Here is an 18638-nt window from a genome sequence, read left to right as displayed (position 1 = left end):
GGTGCCGCGGGCCGTCAGCCCGTCAGCAGGCCCTTGTCCCGGAGGTAGGAACGGGCCACGTCCTCCGGCAGCCGGCGCCAGCTGTCCACCTGCTGGTTCAGGTCGGCCAGGTCGGCCGTGGTCAGCACCGCGTTGAGCTTGTCGAGCGTCTTGGCGACGCCCTCGCCGCCCGCCCGGGCCCGGTTGACGACCGGCACGATGTAGTCGGCGTTCTGGAGCTTCTTGTCGTCGGCGAGCAGCACCAGGCCGAAGGCGTCCAGGGTGGCGTCCGTGGTGGTGGTCAGCACGAGCTGGTCCTCGCCGTTCTGCACCGCCCGTTTCGCCTGCGTCGTGCCGACGCCCTTGGGGTCGACGGCCGTGATGTCGATGCCGTACCGCTCGCGCAGTCCCGGCGCGCAGTACGGCCGCTCCACGCACTCGTCGCCCGCCGCGAGCCGCACCTTCAGTCCCGACTCCCCGAGGTCGCCGAGGGTCTTCAGACCGTGCCGGCGGGCGTAGGACCGGCTCACCGCGAAGGCGTTCTGGTCCACCGCCCGGCCGGGATCCAGGACGGTGAGTCCGCGGGGCGCGGCCAGCCCGCGCAGCGCCCGCATCGTGGTGTCCAGGTCGGGCGAACCGACCGGGGGCGCGTCGGCGCCGCGGCTCTTGGCGTTCAGCCAGTCGGCGAAGGTGGCGGCGTACTCGGGGACGACGTCGATCTGCCCCGACTCCAGGGCGGGTTCGTACAGCTCGCGGTTGGCGACCGTGATCAGCGACGTCTCGTACCCGGCGTCGCTCAGCAGCAGGGCGTACATCTGGGCCAGCAGGTCGCTCTCGGTGAATCCGGCGGAGCCGACGGTCAGCCGTCGGCTGTCGCCGGGCGGCGCGGTGACCGACCCGCGGTCCTCCAGGGACGGGCCGGTGGCGCAGCCGGTGAGGACCAGGAGGACCAGGAGGACCGCGCGGGCCGGCCCCCGCCGGGTCGCGGTCGGCCGGGTCATCCCGCACCTCTCGCCCACCGCGGGGACAGCCGTTCGGCGAGTTCGAAGAGGCCCTCGACGACCAGCGCGAAGGCGGCGACGAGGACGGCACCGGCCACGACCTGCGGCGTGCTGGCGAGGTTGAACCCCGCGGTGATGATCCGGCCCAGCCCTCCGCCGCCCGCGAGGGCGGCGATGGTGGCGGTCGCGACGAGCTGGACGGCGGCGATGCGTACCCCGTTCATCACCATGGGGAGCGAAAGGGGCAGTTCCACGCGGAACAGCATCTGCCGCCCCGTCATCCCCATGCCGCGGGCCGCCTGGACCACGCCCCGGTCGACCTCGCGCATGCCGACATAGGCGTTGGTGAGCAGCGGCGGTACGGCGAACAGCACGAGGGCGACGACGGTCGGGCCCTCGCCCCAGCGGCCCACGGGGGTGAGGAGCAGCAGGACCAGCACGGCGAAGGTGGGGACGGCCCGGCCGATGTTGGAGACGTTGACGGCCAGGGCGCCGCCCCTGCCGAGGTGGCCGAGGACCAGGGCGACCGGCAGAGCGATCAGGCAGCTGACGACCAGGCAGACGACGGTGAGGACGAGGTGCTGCACGAGCCGGTGTGTGATGCCGTTCTCGCCCGGCCAGTGCGCGGGGTCGGTGAGCCAGTCCCAGGCCGCCGTCAGGGTGGTCATCCGCGGGCCGCCCTGGTCCAGGGGGTCATCAGCCGCTGGGCGCCGAGCAGCAGCAGGTCGGCGGCGACGGCGATCACCACGCACAGCACGGAGGCGGTCAGCACCTGTGCCTTGAAGTAGGTGTTCATCCCCGAGTAGATGAGGTTGCCGAGACCGCCGAAGCCGACGATCGCCCCCACCGTCAGCAGCGACACCGCGGAGACGGTCGCGATCCGCAGGCCGGCCATCGCGGCGGGCAGGGCCAGCGGCAGTTCGACGGCCAGCAGCTGCCGGACCGGGCCGTAGCCCATGCCGCGCGCCGCCTGCCGGATCTCCTCGGGCACCGCCCGCAGCCCGGCCAGGATGTTGCGGACCAGCAGCGTCAGCGAGTACAGCACCAGCCCGGCGACGACGAGGCTCGCCGACAGCCCGTACACCGGCAGGAGCAGGGAGAACATGGCCAGGGACGGGATCGTGTACAGGATCGTGGTCAGGGCCAGCACGGGCCCGGCCGCCCAGCGGCGGCGGCGCGCCAGCACCGCGAGCGGCAGGGCGACGACGAGCGCGATCAGCACCGAGGCGGCGGTCAGCTCCAGGTGCTGGAGCACGGCGTCGAGGAGGATCTCACGGCGGGTGCTCAGATACTCCCCGCAGATCCACTCGTTGCGCGCGAGACAGTCGTCCGGAGGTGCGGTCACCTTCCCATTGCACCGGTCCCGCGCGGGGGCGGGCGCGTTGTGGTGGCCCGTACGGGGCGCCGGCCACCGGACGGTGGTGTCGCTGAGTACACCCCCCGATACGGGTTCTGCGCCCAGTGTGGCCCGGGCCGCCGCTCCGTAGCGTCGTGGACGAGGCACCGCACAGGGCGTGCCACCCGGAAGGTGATGACGATGTTCCGTTCCCGCACCCGCGGCGGCCACGACCAGGGCCCCGCACCCGAGGCCCTCCGGCTCGTCAAGGTGACCCGGACCTACGGCTCCGAGGAGAACGCCGTGACCGCCCTGGACGGAGTCACCCTGAGCCTGGGGCGCGGCACGTTCACGGCGGTCATGGGACCGTCGGGCTCGGGCAAGTCCACGCTGCTGCAGTGCGCGGCCGGGCTCGACCGGCCGGACAGCGGCATCGTGTGGGTGGACGGCGCGGAGCTGACCGGGGGCACCGAGGCGGAGCTGACCAGGTTCCGGCGCGGCCGGGTCGGGTTCGTGTTCCAGCAGTACAACCTGCTGGACACGCTGACGGTCGCACAGAACACGGTGCTCCCGCTCAAGCTCGCCGGACGCCGCGTCGACCGCGGGCGAGCCCGCGAGATCCTGACCACCGTCGGCCTCGGGGACCGGCTGGGGCACCGCCCCGCCCAGCTCTCCGGCGGTCAGCGGCAGCGGGTGGCGATCGCCCGCGCCCTGGTCACCGAGCCCCGGGTGATCTTCGCCGACGAGCCGACGGGCGCGCTGGACACGCGCAGCGCCCGGCAGGTGATGCTGCTGCTCCAGGAGGCGGTACGGGTGCACGCGCGGACCGTGGTGATGGTGACGCACGACCCGGTCGCCGCCTCGTACGCGGACTCGGTGGTGTTCCTCGCCGACGGACGGCTGGCGGGGCGGATGGACGCGCCGACCCCGGACGCGGTCGCGGAGCGACTGGCGCACCTGGGCGACACCGTGACGGCGGGGGTGTGAGCGATGCTGGCACTGGCCCTTCGGTCGATCCGGCAGCGCCCCGGACGGTTCCTCGCGACGCTGCTGTCCGCCTTCCTGGGCGCGGCGGTCATCATGACGTTCAACTCGATGCACGACACGGCCGGGCAGGACGGCGTCGACGCGGTCAGCTCGGAGACGCTGGGCACGGCGGCGGGCGTCGTCGGCGGCTACGGCACCCTGCTGGTGTTCTTCGCGGTGGCGTCCACGCTGACGGTCAACGTGCGCCAGCGCGCCGCCGAACTGGAGCTGCTGCGCTGCTCGGGGGCGACCCCGGCGCAGATCAAGCGGATGGTCGTGGGTGAGGCGGTGGCCGTGGCGCTGGCGGGCGCCGCGCTCGCGGTCGGCCCGGCGATGCTCGGCGGGCGGGCGCTGCTGGAGATGTTCCAGGACAGCGGGCAGGTCGCGCGCTCCGTCGACTACTCCTTCGGCCCGATCGCGCTGGTGAGCGGCGTGGACATCACGCTGCTCGCCGCCGCGGGCGCCGCCTTCCTGGCGGTGCGGCGGGTGACGCGGGGCAGCAAGGAACGCGCGGGCGCCAAGCGGTTCCTGGCGTACGCCGCGCTGCTCACCGGCGCCGCGGGCGCCGGCTCCACCTTCCTGTTCTCCGCGACGGACGAGATGCTGATGGCGCCGCCGGCCTACGGGGCGATCCTGCTGTCGGTCGGGATGGCGCTGCTGTCGCCCGGGCTGCTGCGGGGCGTGCTGAACCGGCTGCCACTGAGCGGTCCGAGCGGCTGGCTGGCCGTGCGCAACCTGCGCGAGCGGTCCGAGCACCTCGCCGGGATCCTGGTGTCGCTGATCCTGTTCACGGCGGTGTCGGCGGCGACGCTCACCATGCAGGCGGTGGAGAGCGACGCGGTGGCGGCCTCGGGGCTGGTCAAGTCGGTCGACGCGAAGAACCTCGAGACGCTGAACCTGACGGTGGTCGGCATCATCGCGGTGTTCGTCTGCGTGATGCTGGTGAACTCGCTGTACGCGGCGACGACGTACCGCTCCCGTGAGTTCGGGCAGCAGCGGCTGGCGGGCGCGACTCCCGGGCAGGTGCTGCGCGTGGTGGCCACCGAGGGCGTCGTCCTGACGCTCACCGGGGTGTTCTTCGGCACGGTGGCCGCGCTGGCCGGGGTGGTGCCGTTCACCGTGGTCCGCACCGACGCGGTGCTGCCGGACCAGTTCCTCGGCGTCTGGCTCGCGATGGTCTCGGTGTCGGCGGCGGTGACGCTGGGGACGAGCGTGGGGACGGCCCGGCGGGTGCTGCGCACACCGGCGGTGGGGGCGGTGACGCTCGCCGCGTGAGCCGGGCGGGGAACGGGAGGGGCGACCGCGGTCGCCCCTCCCTTCGTTCTTCCCGTGACAGCGGCGGTGAACAAGCGCTTAGATAGGAGCTTGTACATAGAGGCTGTACGCACCGCACCCGAGCTGGAGGCCCCGGTGTTCACTTCCGTCGACGACGTCTCCGCACGCCTCGCCGAGACCGGCTACCTGGCGTCGCCCGCGGTCGCCACGACCGTCTTCCTCGCCGCCCGGCTCGGCAAGCCGCTGCTGGTGGAGGGCCCCGCGGGGGTCGGCAAGACCGAGCTGGCCAAGGCCGTGGCCCGGGTCACCGACGCCCGGCTGGTACGGCTCCAGTGCTACGAGGGCGTCGACGAGTCCCGGGCCCTGTACGAGTGGAACCACGCCAAGCAGTTGCTGCGCATCAGCGCGGGCCGCGACGAGAGCTGGGACGAGGCGCGGACCGACATCTTCGGCGAGGAGTTCCTGCTCACCCGGCCGCTGCTGACCGCGATCCGCGGGGACGACGCCAAGGTGCTGCTGATCGACGAGACCGACAAGGCGGACGTCGAGGTCGAGGGCCTGCTCCTGGAGGTGCTGAGCGACTTCCAGGTGACCGTGCCGGAGCTGGGCACCATCACGGCGACCCGCCGCCCCTTCACCGTCCTCACCTCGAACGCGAGCCGCGAGCTGTCCGAGGCGCTGCGCCGGCGCTGCCTGTTCCTGCACATCGACTTCCCGGAGGAGGAGCTGGAGCGGCGGATCGTGCGGCTGAAGGTGCCGGGGCTGGACGAGGCCCTGGCCGGTTCGCTGGTGCGGGTGGTGGGTGCGCTGCGCGCCATGGACCTGCGCAAGGTGCCGTCGGTCGCCGAGACCATCGACTGGGCCCGCACCCTGCTCGCGCTCGGCGCGGACACCCTGGACGAGACCGTCGTACGGGACACCCTCGGCGTCGTCCTCAAGCACCAGGAGGACGTCCTGCGGGCCGCCGCCAAGCTCGACCTGGACGCGCTGTGACCACGGGCGTGGCCACGGGCGTGGCCGGGCGGCTGACGTCGCTGGTGGCGGCGTTGCGGGCGCACGGTGTGCGGGTGGGGACCGGGGAGAGCGTGGACGCGGCGCGGGCGGTGGAGTCACTCGGTCTCGCGGACCGGGAGCTGCTGCGCGAGGGCCTGGCGGCGACGCTGCTGCACACCGCGGACCAGCGGCGGGTGTTCGACCCGGTCTTCGACGTGTACTTCCCGCGCGGCGTCGGCGGCCCGGGCACCGGCCTCGCCGACCGGGAGGCGCTGCGCGACCGGCTCGCCGCCGCGCTCGCCGACGACGACCGGGCACTGCTGGCCCGGCTGGCCGGGGAGGCGGTGGACGGGTTCGGCGCCTACGGTTCCTCCGGTGCGGGCGGTGGCCCGGGCGCCCCGGCCTCCTCCCCCGGTTCGGACGGCTGGTCCTCGCACCAGACGCTCGACCGGCTCCGTCCGCAGACGCTGCTCGCCCGGGTGAGGGACGACGTGCGGGCACGGGGCGGCGCCCCGGGGTTCACCGACCGGCTGCTCGAGGACGAGATCCGGCGCCGTATCGAGGTCTTCCGGCGGATGGTGGCCGCGGAGGCCCGGCGCCGGGTCGCGGAGCGGCGCGGACGCGACGAGATCGCCCGGCGGGCGGTGGCCCCCACGCCGGACCGCGTCGACTTCCTGCTCGCCGGGCAGGCCCAACTGGCCGACCTGCGGCGGACGGTGCGGCCGCTGGCCCGCAAGCTCGCCACCCGGCTGACGGCCCGTCGGCGCCGCGCGTCCCGTGGCAGCATCGACCTGCGGCGCACGCTGCGCGGGTCGCTGTCCACGGGCGGCGTGCCGATGAAGCCGGTACTGCGCCGACGCCGTCCGGTGCGGCCCGAACTGGTGCTGCTGTGCGACGTGTCGGGGTCGGTGGCGGGGTTCTCGGACTTCACGATGCTGCTGGTGCAGGCACTGCACGACCAGTTCGCCAAGGTACGGGTGTTCGCCTTCGTCAACCGGATCGACGAGGTGACCGGACTGCTGGCGCACGGCACCGCCGACCCGGAGGGGCTGGGCGCCCGGATCGGCGCGGAGGCGCGGCTCACCGGGTGGCACGGCAGCAGCGACTACGGCGTCGCCCTGGGCGAGTTCGCGGAGCGGTACGCCGACGCGGTCGGCCCGCGCACGACGGTCTTCGTCCTCGGTGACGCCCGTACGAACATGAGCGATCCGAACCTGCCCGCCCTGCGGCAGATCACCGAGCGCTCGCGACGCAGCTACTGGCTCAACCCCGAACAGCGCTCCCGCTGGGGCACCGGCGACTCGGCGGCCCCGGCGTACGCCGAGCTGATCGAGATGCACGAATGCCGCAACGTCCGTCAACTCGGCTCGCTGGTCACCCGGTTGCTGCCGGTGTGAGACCCGGGGGCGGTGCGGGCGATCACGTGGTCGGCCGTCTTCGTTCACCACATGGCTGTCGTAGGTGCCGCCGTGGGCGGTCCGACCGAGTGTGGTGTCAGTCGGTGCCCGCCGGGCCACCGGCCGCCGACCTGCGCTCGTACCTGGTCAGGACCACGCCGCCGGGAAACGTCCGGGTCTCCACCAGGTTCAGGGTCGCCCAGCTGTCCAGTGCGGTGAAGAACGGTGTGCCGCCGCCCACCAGGACCGGATGGGTGACGACCGTGTACTCGTCGATCAGCCCGGCCCGCATTGCCGCCCCGGCGAGCGCCGCGCCGCCGACCCTCATCGGCCCGCCGTCCCCGGCCTTGAGCCGGGCGATCTCCGCGACCGCGTCGCCGGTGACCAGGCGCGTGTTCCAGTCGACCGTGTCGAGCGTCGACGAGAACACCACCTTCGGCGTGTCCCGCCAGTTCCGAGCGAACTCGATCTCCGCCGGGGTGGCGCCCGGCTGCTGGTCGCCGGTCGGCCAGTAGACGCTCATGGTCTCCCAGAGCTTGCGCCCGTACAGCAGCAGGCTGATCGCCCGCTCCTCGTCGAGCCACCACTGGAACAACTCGTCGCTGGGATCGCTCCAGCCGATGTCGTCGCCGGGCGCGGCGATGTATCCGTCCAGGGACAGGTTCATGCCGTAGAGCAGTCTCCGCACGGCGCCGGCCTTCCGTCAGTCGGTCTCGGAAGTTCGGAAGTCTAGACGGGCCGAGGGCCCGGCGGGCGGCCTGAACGGGAGGCGCGGGCGATGGTGCCCGCGGTGAGCGTGGCCAGCATCTCCTGCAGGGCGGTCACGAACTCCAGCTTGTACGCGGTGAGCGCCATCGCGGCGCGGTGGCCCATGGGCAGGCTGGACGACCTGATGAGCGAGCGGAACTACCGCCCCATGGCCGCCTACGCCAAGTCCAAGCGCGCCAACGTCGTCTACACCCTCGAACTCGCCCGCCGCACCGCGAACGGCCCCGTCGAGGCGATCGCCGTCCACCCGGGGTCGGCGATGACCGGTCTGCAGCAGCACGGGAACGGCCCGCTGAGCCGCGTCGTCACCCCGATCGCCGCACGCCTGCTCATGGGTGCGGCCGAGGGTGCGGCCTGGCCCTCGCTGTACGCGGCGACCAGCCCTCACATCCCGTCGGGCAGGTTCGTCGGCCCCGCCGGACGGGATCAGACCTCCGGCACCCCCAAGCCCGCCAAGCTCCCCACAGGCGCCGACGACCCAGCGGAGGGCAGGCGCCTGTGGGCGGCGAGCGAGCAGCTCACAGGCGTCCCCTTCGACCTGTGAGCCCGGGCCGCCCTCCGGGGCCCGCCCACACAAGACGCGCGCTCAGTCCGCCTTGGCGTACTCCTTGGCCATGGCGCCGGCGAAGTCGTACACGACGCACTGTCCGTCGCCGACGACCCAGGCGTCGTGGCCCGGTGAGCAGACGAAGACGTCGCCCGGGCCCACCTCGCTCTCGGTACCGTCGTCCATGTGGATGTGCATGCGCCCCTCCACCACGTAGCAGTTGTGATGGATCATGCAGCTGTCGGTGCCCGCGATCGGCGCCACCGACTCCGACCAGCGCCACCCCGGCTCGAAGGTGGCGACGGCGAAGTCGAGTCCCTCCATGTGCACGGCCTCGATGTGGCCGCGCGGGAAGTCGCGGCGCTCGTCGGGCTTGTCGAGCGTCTTCGCCTGCAACATGACGCTCCTCCTTTTTCCTGGCCGTCCCTGGGCCCACCACTCCATCGTCCGCCTGTCAAGTCGGCGACGCCATCCGGGGGACGGATGCGGTCAGCCGCGCGCGCCGCAGAGTTCGGCGAAGCGGGCGGCGTCCACGTTGCCGCCGGAGAGGATCACGCCGACCCGGCGGGGCAGGCCGTCGATCCGGCCGTTCAGCAGGGCGGCCAGCGGGGTGGCGCCGCTCGGTTCGAGGACGGTCTTCAGCCGCTCGAAGGCGAACCGCATCGCGTCCCGGATCTCGTCGTCGGAGACCAGCACGACGCCGTCGAGCAGCCGCCGGTTCACGGAGAACGTCAGCTCGCCCGGGGTGGGCAGGGCCTGGCCGTCGGCGATGGTGCGCGGGACCGGCACGGTGACGCGCCGGCCGGCCGCCAGGGAGCGCCGGGTGTCGTCACCGGCCTCGGGCTCGACGCCGATCACCCGGGTGGCGGGGTGCAGGCCCTTGACGGCGGTGGCGCTTCCGGCGATGAGTCCGCCGCCGCCGACGGGTGCGATCAGTGCGTCCAGGTCTCCGGTCTCCTCGACGAGTTCGAGGGCGGCGGTGCCCTGTCCGGCGATGACGTCCGGGTGTTCGTACGGCGGGATCAGGGTGAGTCCCCGGTCGGCGGCCAGGGCCTCGGCGATGGCCACGCGGTCTCCGGTGTAGCGGTCGTAGGTGACGATCTCCGCGCCGTATCCCGCGGTGGCCGCGCGCTTGGAGGGCGGCGCGTCCTCCGGCATGACGATCACCGCCGTGGTGCCGAGCTCGCGGGCGGCGAGGGCTACCGCCTGGGCGTGGTTCCCGGAGGAGTAGGCGGCGATGCCCCGGGACAGCTGCTCCGGCGTGAGGCGGGAGGCCGCGTGATAGGCGCCGCGGAACTTGAAGGCGCCGACCCGCTGGTGGTTCTCGCACTTGAGGAAGACCTCGGCGCCGACGAGGGCGTCCAGGGTGCGGGAGCGCAGCACCGGGGTGCGGTGCGCGACACCCTCGATGCGGGCGGCGGCGGCCCGTACGTCGTCGAGGGTGACCGGCGGGGTGGTGGTCGTCACGGGTGTCCTCCGGCGGGGTCGGCGGCCGGGCCGGTCTCGGCGCGGGCCTGGGAGAGGTAGTGGTAGGCGGAGGCCCGGGAGATGCCGAGCCGGGCGGCGACGTGCTCGACCGAGCGGCGTACGGCGAACACGCCGCGCCCGTCCAGGTCGCGGAACAGCTCCAGGCGCTGGGCGCGGTCCAGCGCCGCCCAGCTGGTGCCGCGGCGCAGCGGGTGGGCGTCCACGATCGCCTCGACCACCGCGTCGATGTCGTCGCCGAAGGTGGTGGCCGGCGGATCGGCTGGGGTGCCCGCGGTCCCGGCCAGGGAACCGAGCAGGGCGTGCGCCCGGTCGACGGCGGTGACGTCCAGGTTGACGCACAGGGCGCCGAACACGGCGCCCGTGGAGTCGCGCAGCACCATCGTGGAGGACTTCAGCAGGGTGCCGCCGTCCGTGCGCGTGACGTAGTTCAGCTCGTCCCGGGCCTCGTCGCCGCGGGCCAGGACGCGCATGCCGATCTCGCTCATCGCCCCGCCGACCGTCCGTCCGGTCACCGAGCCGGCGACCGCGACCACCGACCGCTCGGGGTCCCGGTAGTCGTGCAGGACCGCCTCGCAGACCGGCCCGAACGTGGCGGCGATCCCGTCGACGACCGGGCGCAGGGTCGCGAGGACCGCGTCGCGCTCGGCGTCCAGCGCCGTTTCGCTCATCAGGGGCTCCTTGCTCGGACTTCAACGAGTTCCAGACTACACGTCCAGCCTCTGGACTGGCAGTCCAATTCCGACCCGCGTCACGGTGGTCCTGTCATTGCGCCGCCGGCTCTGGCACCCTTCCCGGCACCTCGCACTGTCCGAGCCCTTCGTACGGAGGTCGCTTCCGCCATGCCCCAGGACGCCAGGTCCCCGAAGAAGCTGCGCAGCAACCGCGCGGCGCTCACGCACAAGGTCGGGTACGCGCTGCGCCACCCCGAGCGGGTCGGCCCCTACGTCCGCCGGGCCGGGCGGGACGCGTGGCTGCGGCTCAGGCACCCCGGCCACGTCGGCTACTACCGGGCCGTGATGGCCTCCGACACCCGCCGCGACCCCGAGGCCGCGGTCGGCAGCCGGACCCACGACCGCTGGCTGGCGCTCGGACAGATGCAGTTCGACTACCTCGTCGAGCACGGACTCCGTCCGGAGCACCACATGCTCGACATCGGCTGCGGCAACCTGCGCGGCGGCTGGCGCTTCATCGACCACCTCGACGCCGGCCACTACTACGGCATCGACATCTCGCCGGACATCCTGATCGCCGCCAAGCGGACGCTGACCGAGCGCGGACTCCAGGCCAAGCTGCCCCACCTGACCCTCATCGGGGACCTCGGGCTGGAGTTCCTGCCCGACGGCCACTTCGACGTCGTCCACGCGCACAGCGTCTTCTCGCACTCCCCGCCGGGCGTCATCGACGAGTGCCTGCGCAACGTGGGCCGGGTCCTGACCGACACCGGGTTCTTCGACTTCACCTTCGACCGCACGGAGGGCACCGAACACCAGGTGCTGCGCGAGGACTTCTACTACCGCACGGACACCCTGCTCACGCTGGCCGCCCAGCACAACCTGCACGCGCGGTTCATGGAGGACTGGGAGAAGCGCCCGCACGGCCAGTCGAAGATCAGGGTGAGCCGCTCACCGCTGCCGTTCTAGGCGCCCGCCGCGTCGCCGTCGGAGCCGGGCACCGTGGGTCCCGCTCCGGCGTCCGCGCGTACCTCCTCCTGTGTGATCATTCCGCAAGCCCTGACCGTTTCAGGTGTTTTGTCTGCTTAGCATGCGGGGTCCGCCACGCCCCGTACGAGAGGACACCAGATGGCGCCCACGGGCCGTCACAGCGCACTGGCCGAGCACGCGTTCTCCCCGCACGACGCGGTGCTGCGTGCCGCCGCCCGGCACCTCGGCCGCAGGCGCTTCCTCACCGTGACCGCGGCAACCGCGGCACTCGCCTTCGCCACCAACCGCCCGGCCCGCGGCGCGGTCGCCGCCCCCGAGCGCGAGGCCGCCCGGATCACCAAGGACCCCTTCACCCTCGGCGTCGCCTCCGGAGATCCGATGCCGGACTCGGTGCTGCTGTGGACCCGGCTGGCGCCCGAGCCGTTCCTGGAGGACGGCGGGATGGGCACGGAACGGGTCACGGTCGAGTGGGAGGTGGCCTTCGACGAGTACTTCGCGGCGGTCCTGCTGCGGGGCACCGCCGAGGCGCACGCCGAGTACGCCCACAGCGTGCACGTCGACGTGAAGGGCCTGACCCCCGGCACGGTCTACTACTACCGCTTCCGCGCCGGCGCCTGGCTCAGCCCGGCCGGCCGCACCCGCACCGCGCCGCCGGCGGGCAGCGCCACGTCGGGTCTGAAAATCGCGACCGTCGCCTGTCAGGCGTACCAGGACGGGTATTACACGGTGCACCGGCACGTCGCGCAGGACGACGTCGACGTGGTCTTCCACCTCGGCGACTACCTCTACGAGTACGCGGTGAACTCGGCGGGCGGCGAGCGCAACTACACCGACGTCACGCTGCCCGACGTGTTCAACCGCGAGACGATGACCCTCGCGGACTACCGGCTGCGGTACTCGCTCTACAAGAGCGACGAGGACCTCCAGGCCGCGCACGCCGCGCACCCGTTCGTCGTGACCTGGGACGACCACGAGACCGAGAACAACTACGCCGGGAGCATCCCGGAGAACGACATCCCGCCGGAGGAGTTCCTGCTGCGGCGGGCCGCCGCCTACCGCGCGTACTGGGAGAACCAGCCGCTGCGCGCCGAGCAGCTGCCGCAGGGACCGGACGCCCGGCTGTACCGCCGGCTGCACTGGGGCACGCTCGCCCAGTTCGACTTCCTCGACACCCGCCAGTACCGCTCCGACCAGGCGTACGACGACCGGCCGCACGCCCCCGGGCCCGAGTCCGACGATCCGGCACGCACCATGACCGGGGCCGCGCAGGAGCAGTGGCTGCTGAACGGCTGGCAGGGCTCGACCGCGCTGTGGAACGTGATGCCCCAGCAGGTCTGCTTCTCGCAGCGCAAGTTCGACGACACCGCCGACGCCGCGCTCTCGATGGACGCCTGGGACGGCTACCGCGCCTCGCGCGACCGGATCGTCGCCGGGGCGAAGGCCGCCGGGGTCGACAACTGGCTGATCCTCACCGGGGACGTGCACGTGGGCTACGCCCTGGACGTCAAGGAGGACTTCGACGACCCGGCGTCCGCCACCGTCGGCACCGAGATCACCTGCACCTCGGTGGCCAGCGGCCGGGACGGCGTGGAGCAGCCCGCCAACTGGGACCTGTACCTGCGGGCCAACCCGCACATGAAGTTCTACAACGGCAAGCGCGGCTACGTCCGGGTGGAACTGGACCGTCAGGCCGCCCACCTGGACTTCCGGACCGTGTCCGCCGTCACCACGCCCGGCGCCGCGATCACCACGGCCGCGTCCTTCGTCACCGAGGCGGGCGCACCGGGTCTGAAGCCCGCCTGAGCCCCCGGGCCGGGGACGGACGGGTGCCGCGCCTACTGCACTTGGCACCCACCGCGTCCCCCATAGCGCGAAAGACGGCCGGGGCCGGTGTCGCCGCCGGCCTTTCCGGCAAGACCTGTGACTTCGTCGCAGTCGCACCGTGTCCCACGGTCGCGCACCGAACACCGCTGTCTCGCACAGCCCTCGAAGGAGGCACATCGCATGGTCGGCAGACACGCCGCGCGCAGCCGCCGCGCAGCCCTGACCGCGCTCGGCGCCCTGGTCCTGACCGCACTCCCCTCGGCCGCCTCGGCCGCGCCGCTCCCCGCTCCCGGTGCGCAGCCCGCCGCCGTCCGCACGCCCGCCCCGGCGGCGCCGTCGGCGCGCATGCTGCGCGCGATGGAGCGCGACCTCAGGCTGTCGCCCGGGCAGGCGGCGGCACGGCTGGCCAACGAGCAGGAGGCGGGTACGCGCGCGGGCATGCTGCGCAACACGCTGGGCGACCGCTTCGCGGGGGCCTGGGTGAGCGGCGCGACCTCCGCCGAACTGACCGTCGCCACCACGGACTCGGCCGACACCTCCGCCATCGAGGCGGGCGGCGCCAAGGCCGCGGTCGTCGAGCGGGGCCTGGCCGAACTCCGCTCGGTGAAGGAGAAGCTGGACGCGTCCGCCGTCCGGGTGCGGACCCGGCAGACGCCGGTCTGGTACGTCGACGTGAAGACCAACCGGGTCGTGGTCCAGGCCACCAGCCGGTCCGCGGCGGACGCCTTCGTCGAGACCGCCGGTCTGGCGGGCCGGGACGTGGGCGTCCGGATCTCCGCGAACCAGCCGCGGCTGCTGACGGACCTGGTCGGCGGCGACGCCTACTACATCAACGACCAGGCCCGCTGCTCCATCGGGTTCGGCGTCACCAAGGACGACCAGCAGGGCTTCGCCACGGCCGGGCACTGCGGCGACCCGGGCGCCACCACCACCGGGTTCAACGAGGCCGCCCAGGGCACCTTCCAGGCCTCGACCTTCCCCGGCAAGGACATGGCCTGGGTGGGCGTCAACTCGGACTGGACGGCGACGCCGGACGTGAAGGGCGAGGGCGGCGAGAAGGTGCAGATCGCCGGCTCGGTGGAGGCGCTCGTGGGCGCCTCGGTGTGCCGCTCGGGCTCCACCACGGGGTGGCACTGCGGCACCATCGAGCAGCACGACACGAGTGTCACGTACCCGGAGGGCACCGTGAACGGGCTCACCGAGACGACGGTGTGCGCCGAACCCGGCGACTCGGGCGGCCCCTACGTCTCGGGCACCCAGGGCCAGGGCACCACGTCCGGCGGCTCCGGTGACTGCACGAACGGCGGGACCACCTTCTACCAGCCGATCAACGCGCTGCTGAGCGACTTCGGCCTCACCCTGAAGACCACCTCGGCCGCGGCCGGGACCCCCGCGCCGCCGCAGGACAACGCGGCGGCTGACGCGTGGACCGCGGGCCGCGTGTACGAGACGGGCACCACGGTGTCCTACGCGGGCGCGCGCTACCGGTGCCTGCAGGGCCACCAGGCGCAGGGCGTGGGCTCGCCGGAGAGCACCCCGGCCCTGTGGCAGCGGGTCTGACGCACGGACGGCCGCCGCGAGGCGGGCCTGGGCGCGGGGCCGCCGCTGAACGCGGCCCCGCGCCTATCGCTGTCTCTGCCCTGTCTGCTGTGCCTGCAGGGTCTGCGGGGTCTGCGGGGTCTGCGCCAGGAAGGCGTAGGCCCCCGCGATGAAGGGGTCCGCGGGCCGGAAGCGTCTGCCGCACACCGCCGCCAGCGCCGTGCCCGTGTCGGGACGGAAGCCCAGGAACGCCTGCTGGCCCAGGGTGGCCCCGCTGTGGAAGTACATCGGCCCGCCGTCGGTGGGGTGCCGGAACCACGCCACCGTGTGCACGTGCCGGTGCCCCAGGCCCCGCCGCAGCACCGGTACGCGCACGGCGCCCAGCGCTCCGGCGGCGGGTGACCCGGCCGGGTCGAGGTGGGCCTCGAGGAAGGTGAGCAGGTCGTGCGGGGTGGACCGGACGGCCCCGGCCGCCTGGAAACCGCCCGCGTCGAAGGGCGGGACGGGGGTGCGGCCGTCCTTGCGGTGTCCCACGGCGTCGGTGCCGGGGCCCTTGGCGCGCAGGGCGGTGCCGCCGAGGCCGAGCGGTTCGAGGAGCTGACGGGTGAGCAGGTCCTCCCAGGGCGTCCCCAGGACCGCGGCGACCGCGTGTCCGAGTACGGAGACGCCGTAGTTGGAGTAGTGCCAGCGGGTTCCGGGACGGTGCCTGGGCCGGTGGCGCAGGAAGGTGTCCGTCAGCCGCTCGGCCGGGTAGCGCGCGTAGGGGTTGGTGCGCCAGGCGGGCAGTCCGGAGCGCAGGAAGCCGGCCGGGAGGGCGGGCAGTCCCGCCGTGTGGGTCAGGAGGTGGGCCAGCGTCACGGGGTGCGGGCCCGCCGGGCGTCCGGGGTCCAGGCAGGCGACGGCCGCCTCGCCGCCGGTGAGCGCGCCGCGCCGCACGAGCCGGGTCAGCAGCAGCCCGGTGAACGTCTTGGAGGCCGACCCGATCTCGTAGCGCAGGTCCTCGCGGGGGACGTCGGGGGGCGGGGCGGTGCCACCGCCGACCAGGGTGCGCCGGCCGTGCCGGGAGACGGCGAAGACGACGTCGGGGGCGTCGCAGGCGGCGACGGTCTCGGCCAGCCGCTCGCGCAGGGCGGCGTCGTCGGCGGGTGCGGGGGGCGCCGGCGGGCCCGCCGGGAAGTCGCCCGCGTCGTCGGGGTCGCCCGGCCAGGGCGTGGGACGGCCCGTCACGACGCCGTGTGCGCCAGCTCACTGAGCGCGCGGGAGGTGGCGAGCAGGGAGGCGAAGGCGGCGACCAGGGTCGGGTGGTAGACCAGGTCGAACAGCGTCTCGGGGTCGCCCTCGGGCATGGTGCGTACGGCGGGCATGGCGCCGTCGGGCTGCTGCGCGGCGGCGAAGCCCCGCCAGGCGGCCTCGTCGAGGGTGGGCCGGGGCAGGCAGGCGTCGACCACGAGGAGTTCGCCAAGCAGGTCCCAGCGTTCGAGGTCCAGCCAGTCGTCGATCCACACCGGCAGCCAGGTGGCGAGGTACTCGGCGACGGAGGGCGGCAGCCCGCCGGGGTTCTCGCCCCAGTCGGTCAGGTGGAAGACGGTGTGCGTGATGTCGTACGCGGTATGGCCCTCGACCGTCCAGGGCTCGGGGGTCCCGGCCAGCCAGGTGGTGGCGACCAGGTCGGCCTCGGGCGGCCGGGCGGCCAGGCCGAACCGGCGCTGGAACGCGGACAGGCCCAGGCGCCGGGTCGGCGTCACCGGGAACCGCGCCCAGCTGTCCAGCCGGTGGTTGAGTACCGTCGCCTCCTCCACCTCGGGCTGGCTGTAGCCCAGCTCCCTGAACGGCAGGTACACCTCGAAGGGGACGGGCGAGAAGGGCTCGATCCGCTGGCCGCGCACCAGCATCCGGCCGCCGTCCAGGGTCTCGCGCCAGGTGTGGTCGAGCAGTTGGCGCGCGAGCTGGGCCTGCCGGGAGCCGGCGACGCCCTCGCGGAAGAGCACCTTGCAGATCAGGGCGAGTTCGCCGATCGGCTTGAAGCGTTCCAGGAAGCCGGTCTCGGGGTCCACGTCCTGCTCGAGGCGGAAGCCGTCGCGGTGGGCCCAGAGCCACTCCAGCGCGCCTGCGCCGACGCCGTGGATCAGGCGGGTGTCCGTCATCCCGGCACTCCTTGTCCGGCGTGGTCCGCGTCCCGCAGCCGTGCGGTGGTGAGGGCGGCCGCGAACACGGCCATCAGGGTGGAGTGGTAACAGTCCGTGAAGTCATAGGGGTCGGTTCCCGTGTGCTCCCCGGCGGCGTCCTGCAGGGCGCCCTCCTCGGGGATCGCGCCGGACGTGTCCTGGGCGGCCGCGACGCGCGGCCAGGCGTCCTCCAGGACGGCCGGGTCCGGTGGGTGCGGCAGGCCGGCGGCGACCGCCAGCAGTTCGCAGCCCAGGTCCCACATCCGGGCCTCCAGACAGGAGTCGAGCCAGGGCGGCAGCCAGTGCGCCAGGTAGTCCGCGAGATCGGACGGCACGCCCTGGGGGCTGCGTCCCCAGTCGGTGAGGTGGAAGACGACGTGGGTGAGCGCGTAACCGGCCGCTCGTTCGAAGGTCCACGGCTCGGGCAGGCCGCCCAGCCAGGTCCGGCCCAGCGCCTGCGGGAGGTGCCCGTGCGGGTGGATGCCGCTGTGCCGCTCGGCCTCCAGCACGCCGAGCCGCCGGGTGGGGTACTGCTCGGTCAGCCGCCAGCCGCGGGTACGGGCCACCACCGCGGCGGACGCCTCGTAGCCCGGGTGGCGGAACCCGGCCGAGGCGAAGGCGGCGTACACCTCCAACGGGTAGGTGGCGAACGGCTCCAGCGACTGCATCAGCGGGAACAGCTCGCCCCGGTGGGTCTGCTGCCAGGCGAAGTCCAGCAGGTCGGAAACCCTGCCGTGCAGCGGATCCGCCGGCGGGGTGCACAGGGACACGGAAGCGCAGACCCGGGCCAGTTCGCCCAGGGGTTTCCAGGTCCGGTTGACCTGGCCCTCCGCCGCGAGGGCGTCCTCGCCGAGCGCGAAGCGGTCGCGGTGGTCCCACACCCAGTCCAGGGCCGCCTCCTCGACGCCCCGGACGCTCACAGGAGGACTCCGGCGGGCATCAGCCGCGCCGCCTCCAGCTGGAGCGCCACCCTGGGGTCCGAGCCGCCCATCAGGCGTACGAAGTCGAGTCCCGCCGCGAGGCCCAGGCTCTCCGGCACACCGTCCAGGAGGGTGAGCCAGCGTCCGGCTCCGGCCGCCTGCTGCCAGTCACGGCGGCGTACCGCCCGGACGAAGCCGCGGGCCACGTCCACCGGGCGGCGCTGGGCCAGGCGGGTCACCGCGCACTCCTCGCCGGGCAGCGCGAGCGGCGCGAGGACCGCGAGCTGATGGGTCAGCACCTGCCAGCCGGCCTCGTCGAGCCAGCCGGTGCCGGGTTCCGCACCCGGGTCGCCGGCGGTCCGACCTGGCGGCGGCTGGTCGAGCCGGCGCAGGGCACGGGCCATGGCCCAGTGGCTCCATACGACGGTGGGGGCCGCGTCGGGACGCGGCGGATGGGCCGTGACGGCCTCCTTGAACACCGCGAGTTGCCCGGGATCGGGCGGAACGCGCAGGAGGACGGCGGGCAACAGCGTGTCGGCGCCCAGAACGCGTACCGCCGCACGCGCGACGCCCTCACCGGCGCCGCCGGTCGTCAGGGTGCTGCCCGCTCGCACGTGGTCTCCGCTCCGAAGAGCGGAGACCACGTCGGAAGCGAGATCCAGCACCGCGCCCTGCAGGAGGGCCGACGTGCTCGACTGCTCCATTTCACTGCTCCCGTC

The 18638-nt window shown here is 73.6% G+C and carries 20 protein-coding genes; 8 read left to right on the top strand and 12 right to left on the bottom strand.

Features of this window, described 5'->3' with window-relative positions; genetic code table 11:
- Positions 1-14 precede the first annotated feature (14 nt).
- From ACGF3J_RS32960 to ACGF3J_RS32950, 3 genes are read right to left on the bottom strand one after another with little or no spacing between them, the layout of a single operon-like run.
- Complete coding sequence (locus ACGF3J_RS32960) at positions 15-980, bottom strand: ABC transporter substrate-binding protein (RefSeq protein WP_393855477.1); 966 nt, start codon at positions 978-980, stop codon at positions 15-17.
- Positions 977-1648, bottom strand: coding sequence for an ABC transporter permease (locus ACGF3J_RS32955; protein WP_393855476.1), 672 nt, complete (start codon positions 1646-1648; stop codon positions 977-979). The genes ACGF3J_RS32960 and ACGF3J_RS32955 overlap by 4 nt, the downstream gene beginning before the upstream one ends.
- Positions 1645-2325, bottom strand: coding sequence for an ABC transporter permease (locus ACGF3J_RS32950; protein ID WP_161329247.1), 681 nt, complete (start codon positions 2323-2325; stop codon positions 1645-1647). The genes ACGF3J_RS32955 and ACGF3J_RS32950 overlap by 4 nt, the downstream gene beginning before the upstream one ends.
- 186 nt (positions 2326-2511) lie before the next feature.
- Between ACGF3J_RS32950 and ACGF3J_RS32945 the strand changes: the two genes are divergently transcribed.
- The 4 genes from ACGF3J_RS32945 (at position 2512) to ACGF3J_RS32930 (ending at position 7007) form a co-directional block, all read left to right on the top strand.
- On the top strand, positions 2512-3303 hold the full coding sequence (locus tag ACGF3J_RS32945; RefSeq protein WP_161329248.1) for an ABC transporter ATP-binding protein: 792 nt from the start codon (positions 2512-2514) through the stop codon (positions 3301-3303).
- Between the two features lie 3 nt (positions 3304-3306).
- Entirely contained in the window at positions 3307-4617 is a 1311-nt protein-coding gene (locus ACGF3J_RS32940; protein WP_393855475.1) for an FtsX-like permease family protein, read from the top strand.
- 135 nt (positions 4618-4752) lie between these two features.
- On the top strand, positions 4753-5610 hold the full coding sequence (locus ACGF3J_RS32935) for an AAA family ATPase (RefSeq protein ID WP_393855519.1): 858 nt from the start codon (positions 4753-4755) through the stop codon (positions 5608-5610).
- Entirely contained in the window at positions 5607-7007 is a 1401-nt protein-coding gene (locus tag ACGF3J_RS32930; protein WP_393855474.1) for a VWA domain-containing protein, read from the top strand. The genes ACGF3J_RS32935 and ACGF3J_RS32930 overlap by 4 nt, the downstream gene beginning before the upstream one ends.
- Positions 7008-7104: 97 nt before the next feature.
- On the opposite strand, the gene ACGF3J_RS32925 is transcribed toward ACGF3J_RS32930, so the two are convergent.
- Complete coding sequence (locus tag ACGF3J_RS32925) at positions 7105-7695, bottom strand: dihydrofolate reductase family protein (RefSeq protein WP_393855473.1); 591 nt, start codon at positions 7693-7695, stop codon at positions 7105-7107.
- 41 nt (positions 7696-7736) lie between these two features.
- Positions 7737-7862, bottom strand: a complete 126-nt coding sequence (locus ACGF3J_RS32920; RefSeq protein ID WP_393855472.1) for a hypothetical protein — start codon at positions 7860-7862, stop codon at positions 7737-7739.
- Here ACGF3J_RS32920 and ACGF3J_RS32915 point away from each other — a divergent pair.
- A complete protein-coding gene (locus ACGF3J_RS32915) occupies positions 7852-8319 on the top strand; it encodes a hypothetical protein (RefSeq protein WP_393855471.1) in 468 nt (155 codons plus the stop codon). The two genes, ACGF3J_RS32920 and ACGF3J_RS32915, sit on opposite strands and share 11 nt — an antisense overlap.
- Before the next feature lie 42 nt (positions 8320-8361).
- On the opposite strand, the gene ACGF3J_RS32910 is transcribed toward ACGF3J_RS32915, so the two are convergent.
- From ACGF3J_RS32910 to ACGF3J_RS32900, 3 genes are all read right to left on the bottom strand, one after another.
- Entirely contained in the window at positions 8362-8721 is a 360-nt protein-coding gene (locus ACGF3J_RS32910; RefSeq protein WP_122615267.1) for a cupin domain-containing protein, read from the bottom strand.
- 90 nt (positions 8722-8811) lie between these two features.
- Positions 8812-9789: a pyridoxal-phosphate dependent enzyme gene (locus ACGF3J_RS32905; protein WP_393855470.1), complete on the bottom strand. Its 978-nt coding sequence runs from the start codon at positions 9787-9789 to the stop codon at positions 8812-8814.
- Entirely contained in the window at positions 9786-10478 is a 693-nt protein-coding gene (locus tag ACGF3J_RS32900; protein ID WP_393855469.1) for a transcriptional regulator, read from the bottom strand. The genes ACGF3J_RS32905 and ACGF3J_RS32900 overlap by 4 nt, the downstream gene beginning before the upstream one ends.
- A gap of 171 nt (positions 10479-10649) precedes the next feature.
- Between ACGF3J_RS32900 and ACGF3J_RS32895 the strand changes: the two genes are divergently transcribed.
- The 3 genes from ACGF3J_RS32895 to ACGF3J_RS32885 all read left to right on the top strand — a co-directional run bounded on the left by ACGF3J_RS32895 (position 10650) and on the right by ACGF3J_RS32885 (position 14855).
- Positions 10650-11450: a class I SAM-dependent methyltransferase gene (locus ACGF3J_RS32895; protein ID WP_161329254.1), complete on the top strand. Its 801-nt coding sequence runs from the start codon at positions 10650-10652 to the stop codon at positions 11448-11450.
- 159 nt (positions 11451-11609) lie between these two features.
- Complete coding sequence (locus ACGF3J_RS32890) at positions 11610-13274, top strand: alkaline phosphatase D family protein (RefSeq protein ID WP_393855468.1); 1665 nt, start codon at positions 11610-11612, stop codon at positions 13272-13274.
- A gap of 201 nt (positions 13275-13475) precedes the next feature.
- Positions 13476-14855, top strand: coding sequence for an alpha-lytic protease prodomain-containing protein (locus tag ACGF3J_RS32885; protein ID WP_393855467.1), 1380 nt, complete (start codon positions 13476-13478; stop codon positions 14853-14855).
- Positions 14856-14918: 63 nt separating this feature from the next.
- Here the strand turns inward: ACGF3J_RS32885 and ACGF3J_RS32880 are convergent, their stop codons facing one another.
- From ACGF3J_RS32880 to ACGF3J_RS32865, 4 genes are read right to left on the bottom strand one after another with little or no spacing between them, the layout of a single operon-like run.
- Complete coding sequence (locus tag ACGF3J_RS32880) at positions 14919-16061, bottom strand: serine hydrolase domain-containing protein (protein WP_393855466.1); 1143 nt, start codon at positions 16059-16061, stop codon at positions 14919-14921.
- A complete protein-coding gene (locus tag ACGF3J_RS32875; protein ID WP_386933414.1) occupies positions 16058-16978 on the bottom strand; it encodes a DUF6895 family protein in 921 nt (306 codons plus the stop codon). The genes ACGF3J_RS32880 and ACGF3J_RS32875 overlap by 4 nt, the downstream gene beginning before the upstream one ends.
- A complete protein-coding gene (locus tag ACGF3J_RS32870; RefSeq protein WP_393855465.1) occupies positions 16975-17919 on the bottom strand; it encodes a DUF6895 family protein in 945 nt (314 codons plus the stop codon). Before ACGF3J_RS32870 ends, ACGF3J_RS32875 begins: the two co-directional genes overlap by 4 nt.
- Positions 17916-18623, bottom strand: coding sequence for a hypothetical protein (locus tag ACGF3J_RS32865; protein ID WP_393855464.1), 708 nt, complete (start codon positions 18621-18623; stop codon positions 17916-17918). Before ACGF3J_RS32865 ends, ACGF3J_RS32870 begins: the two co-directional genes overlap by 4 nt.
- Positions 18624-18638: the final 15 nt, after the last annotated feature.

This window comes from Streptomyces sp. NPDC048171, from assembly GCF_043202655.1.
In the GTDB taxonomy this organism is placed as follows: domain Bacteria; phylum Actinomycetota; class Actinomycetes; order Streptomycetales; family Streptomycetaceae; genus Streptomyces.
The sequence above is the reverse complement of the archived record's forward strand: the minus strand, read 5'-3'. Positions and strand labels throughout refer to the sequence as shown.

Coding starts and splice junctions, on each gene's coding strand:
- ACGF3J_RS32955 (WP_393855476.1), bottom strand. CDS start 1,648: ATGACCACCCTGACGGCGGCCTGGGACTGGCTCACCGACCCCGCGCAC.
- ACGF3J_RS32865 (WP_393855464.1), bottom strand. CDS start 18,623: ATGGAGCAGTCGAGCACGTCGGCCCTCCTGCAGGGCGCGGTGCTGGAT.
- ACGF3J_RS32940 (WP_393855475.1), top strand. CDS start 3,307: ATGCTGGCACTGGCCCTTCGGTCGATCCGGCAGCGCCCCGGACGGTTC.
- ACGF3J_RS32895 (WP_161329254.1), top strand. CDS start 10,650: ATGCCCCAGGACGCCAGGTCCCCGAAGAAGCTGCGCAGCAACCGCGCG.
- ACGF3J_RS32945 (WP_161329248.1), top strand. CDS start 2,512: ATGACGATGTTCCGTTCCCGCACCCGCGGCGGCCACGACCAGGGCCCC.
- ACGF3J_RS32920 (WP_393855472.1), bottom strand. CDS start 7,862: ATGGCGCTCACCGCGTACAAGCTGGAGTTCGTGACCGCCCTGCAGGAG.
- ACGF3J_RS32910 (WP_122615267.1), bottom strand. CDS start 8,721: ATGTTGCAGGCGAAGACGCTCGACAAGCCCGACGAGCGCCGCGACTTC.
- ACGF3J_RS32960 (WP_393855477.1), bottom strand. CDS start 980: ATGACCCGGCCGACCGCGACCCGGCGGGGGCCGGCCCGCGCGGTCCTC.
- ACGF3J_RS32890 (WP_393855468.1), top strand. CDS start 11,610: ATGGCGCCCACGGGCCGTCACAGCGCACTGGCCGAGCACGCGTTCTCC.
- ACGF3J_RS32875 (WP_386933414.1), bottom strand. CDS start 16,978: ATGACGGACACCCGCCTGATCCACGGCGTCGGCGCAGGCGCGCTGGAG.
- ACGF3J_RS32900 (WP_393855469.1), bottom strand. CDS start 10,478: ATGAGCGAAACGGCGCTGGACGCCGAGCGCGACGCGGTCCTCGCGACC.
- ACGF3J_RS32885 (WP_393855467.1), top strand. CDS start 13,476: ATGGTCGGCAGACACGCCGCGCGCAGCCGCCGCGCAGCCCTGACCGCG.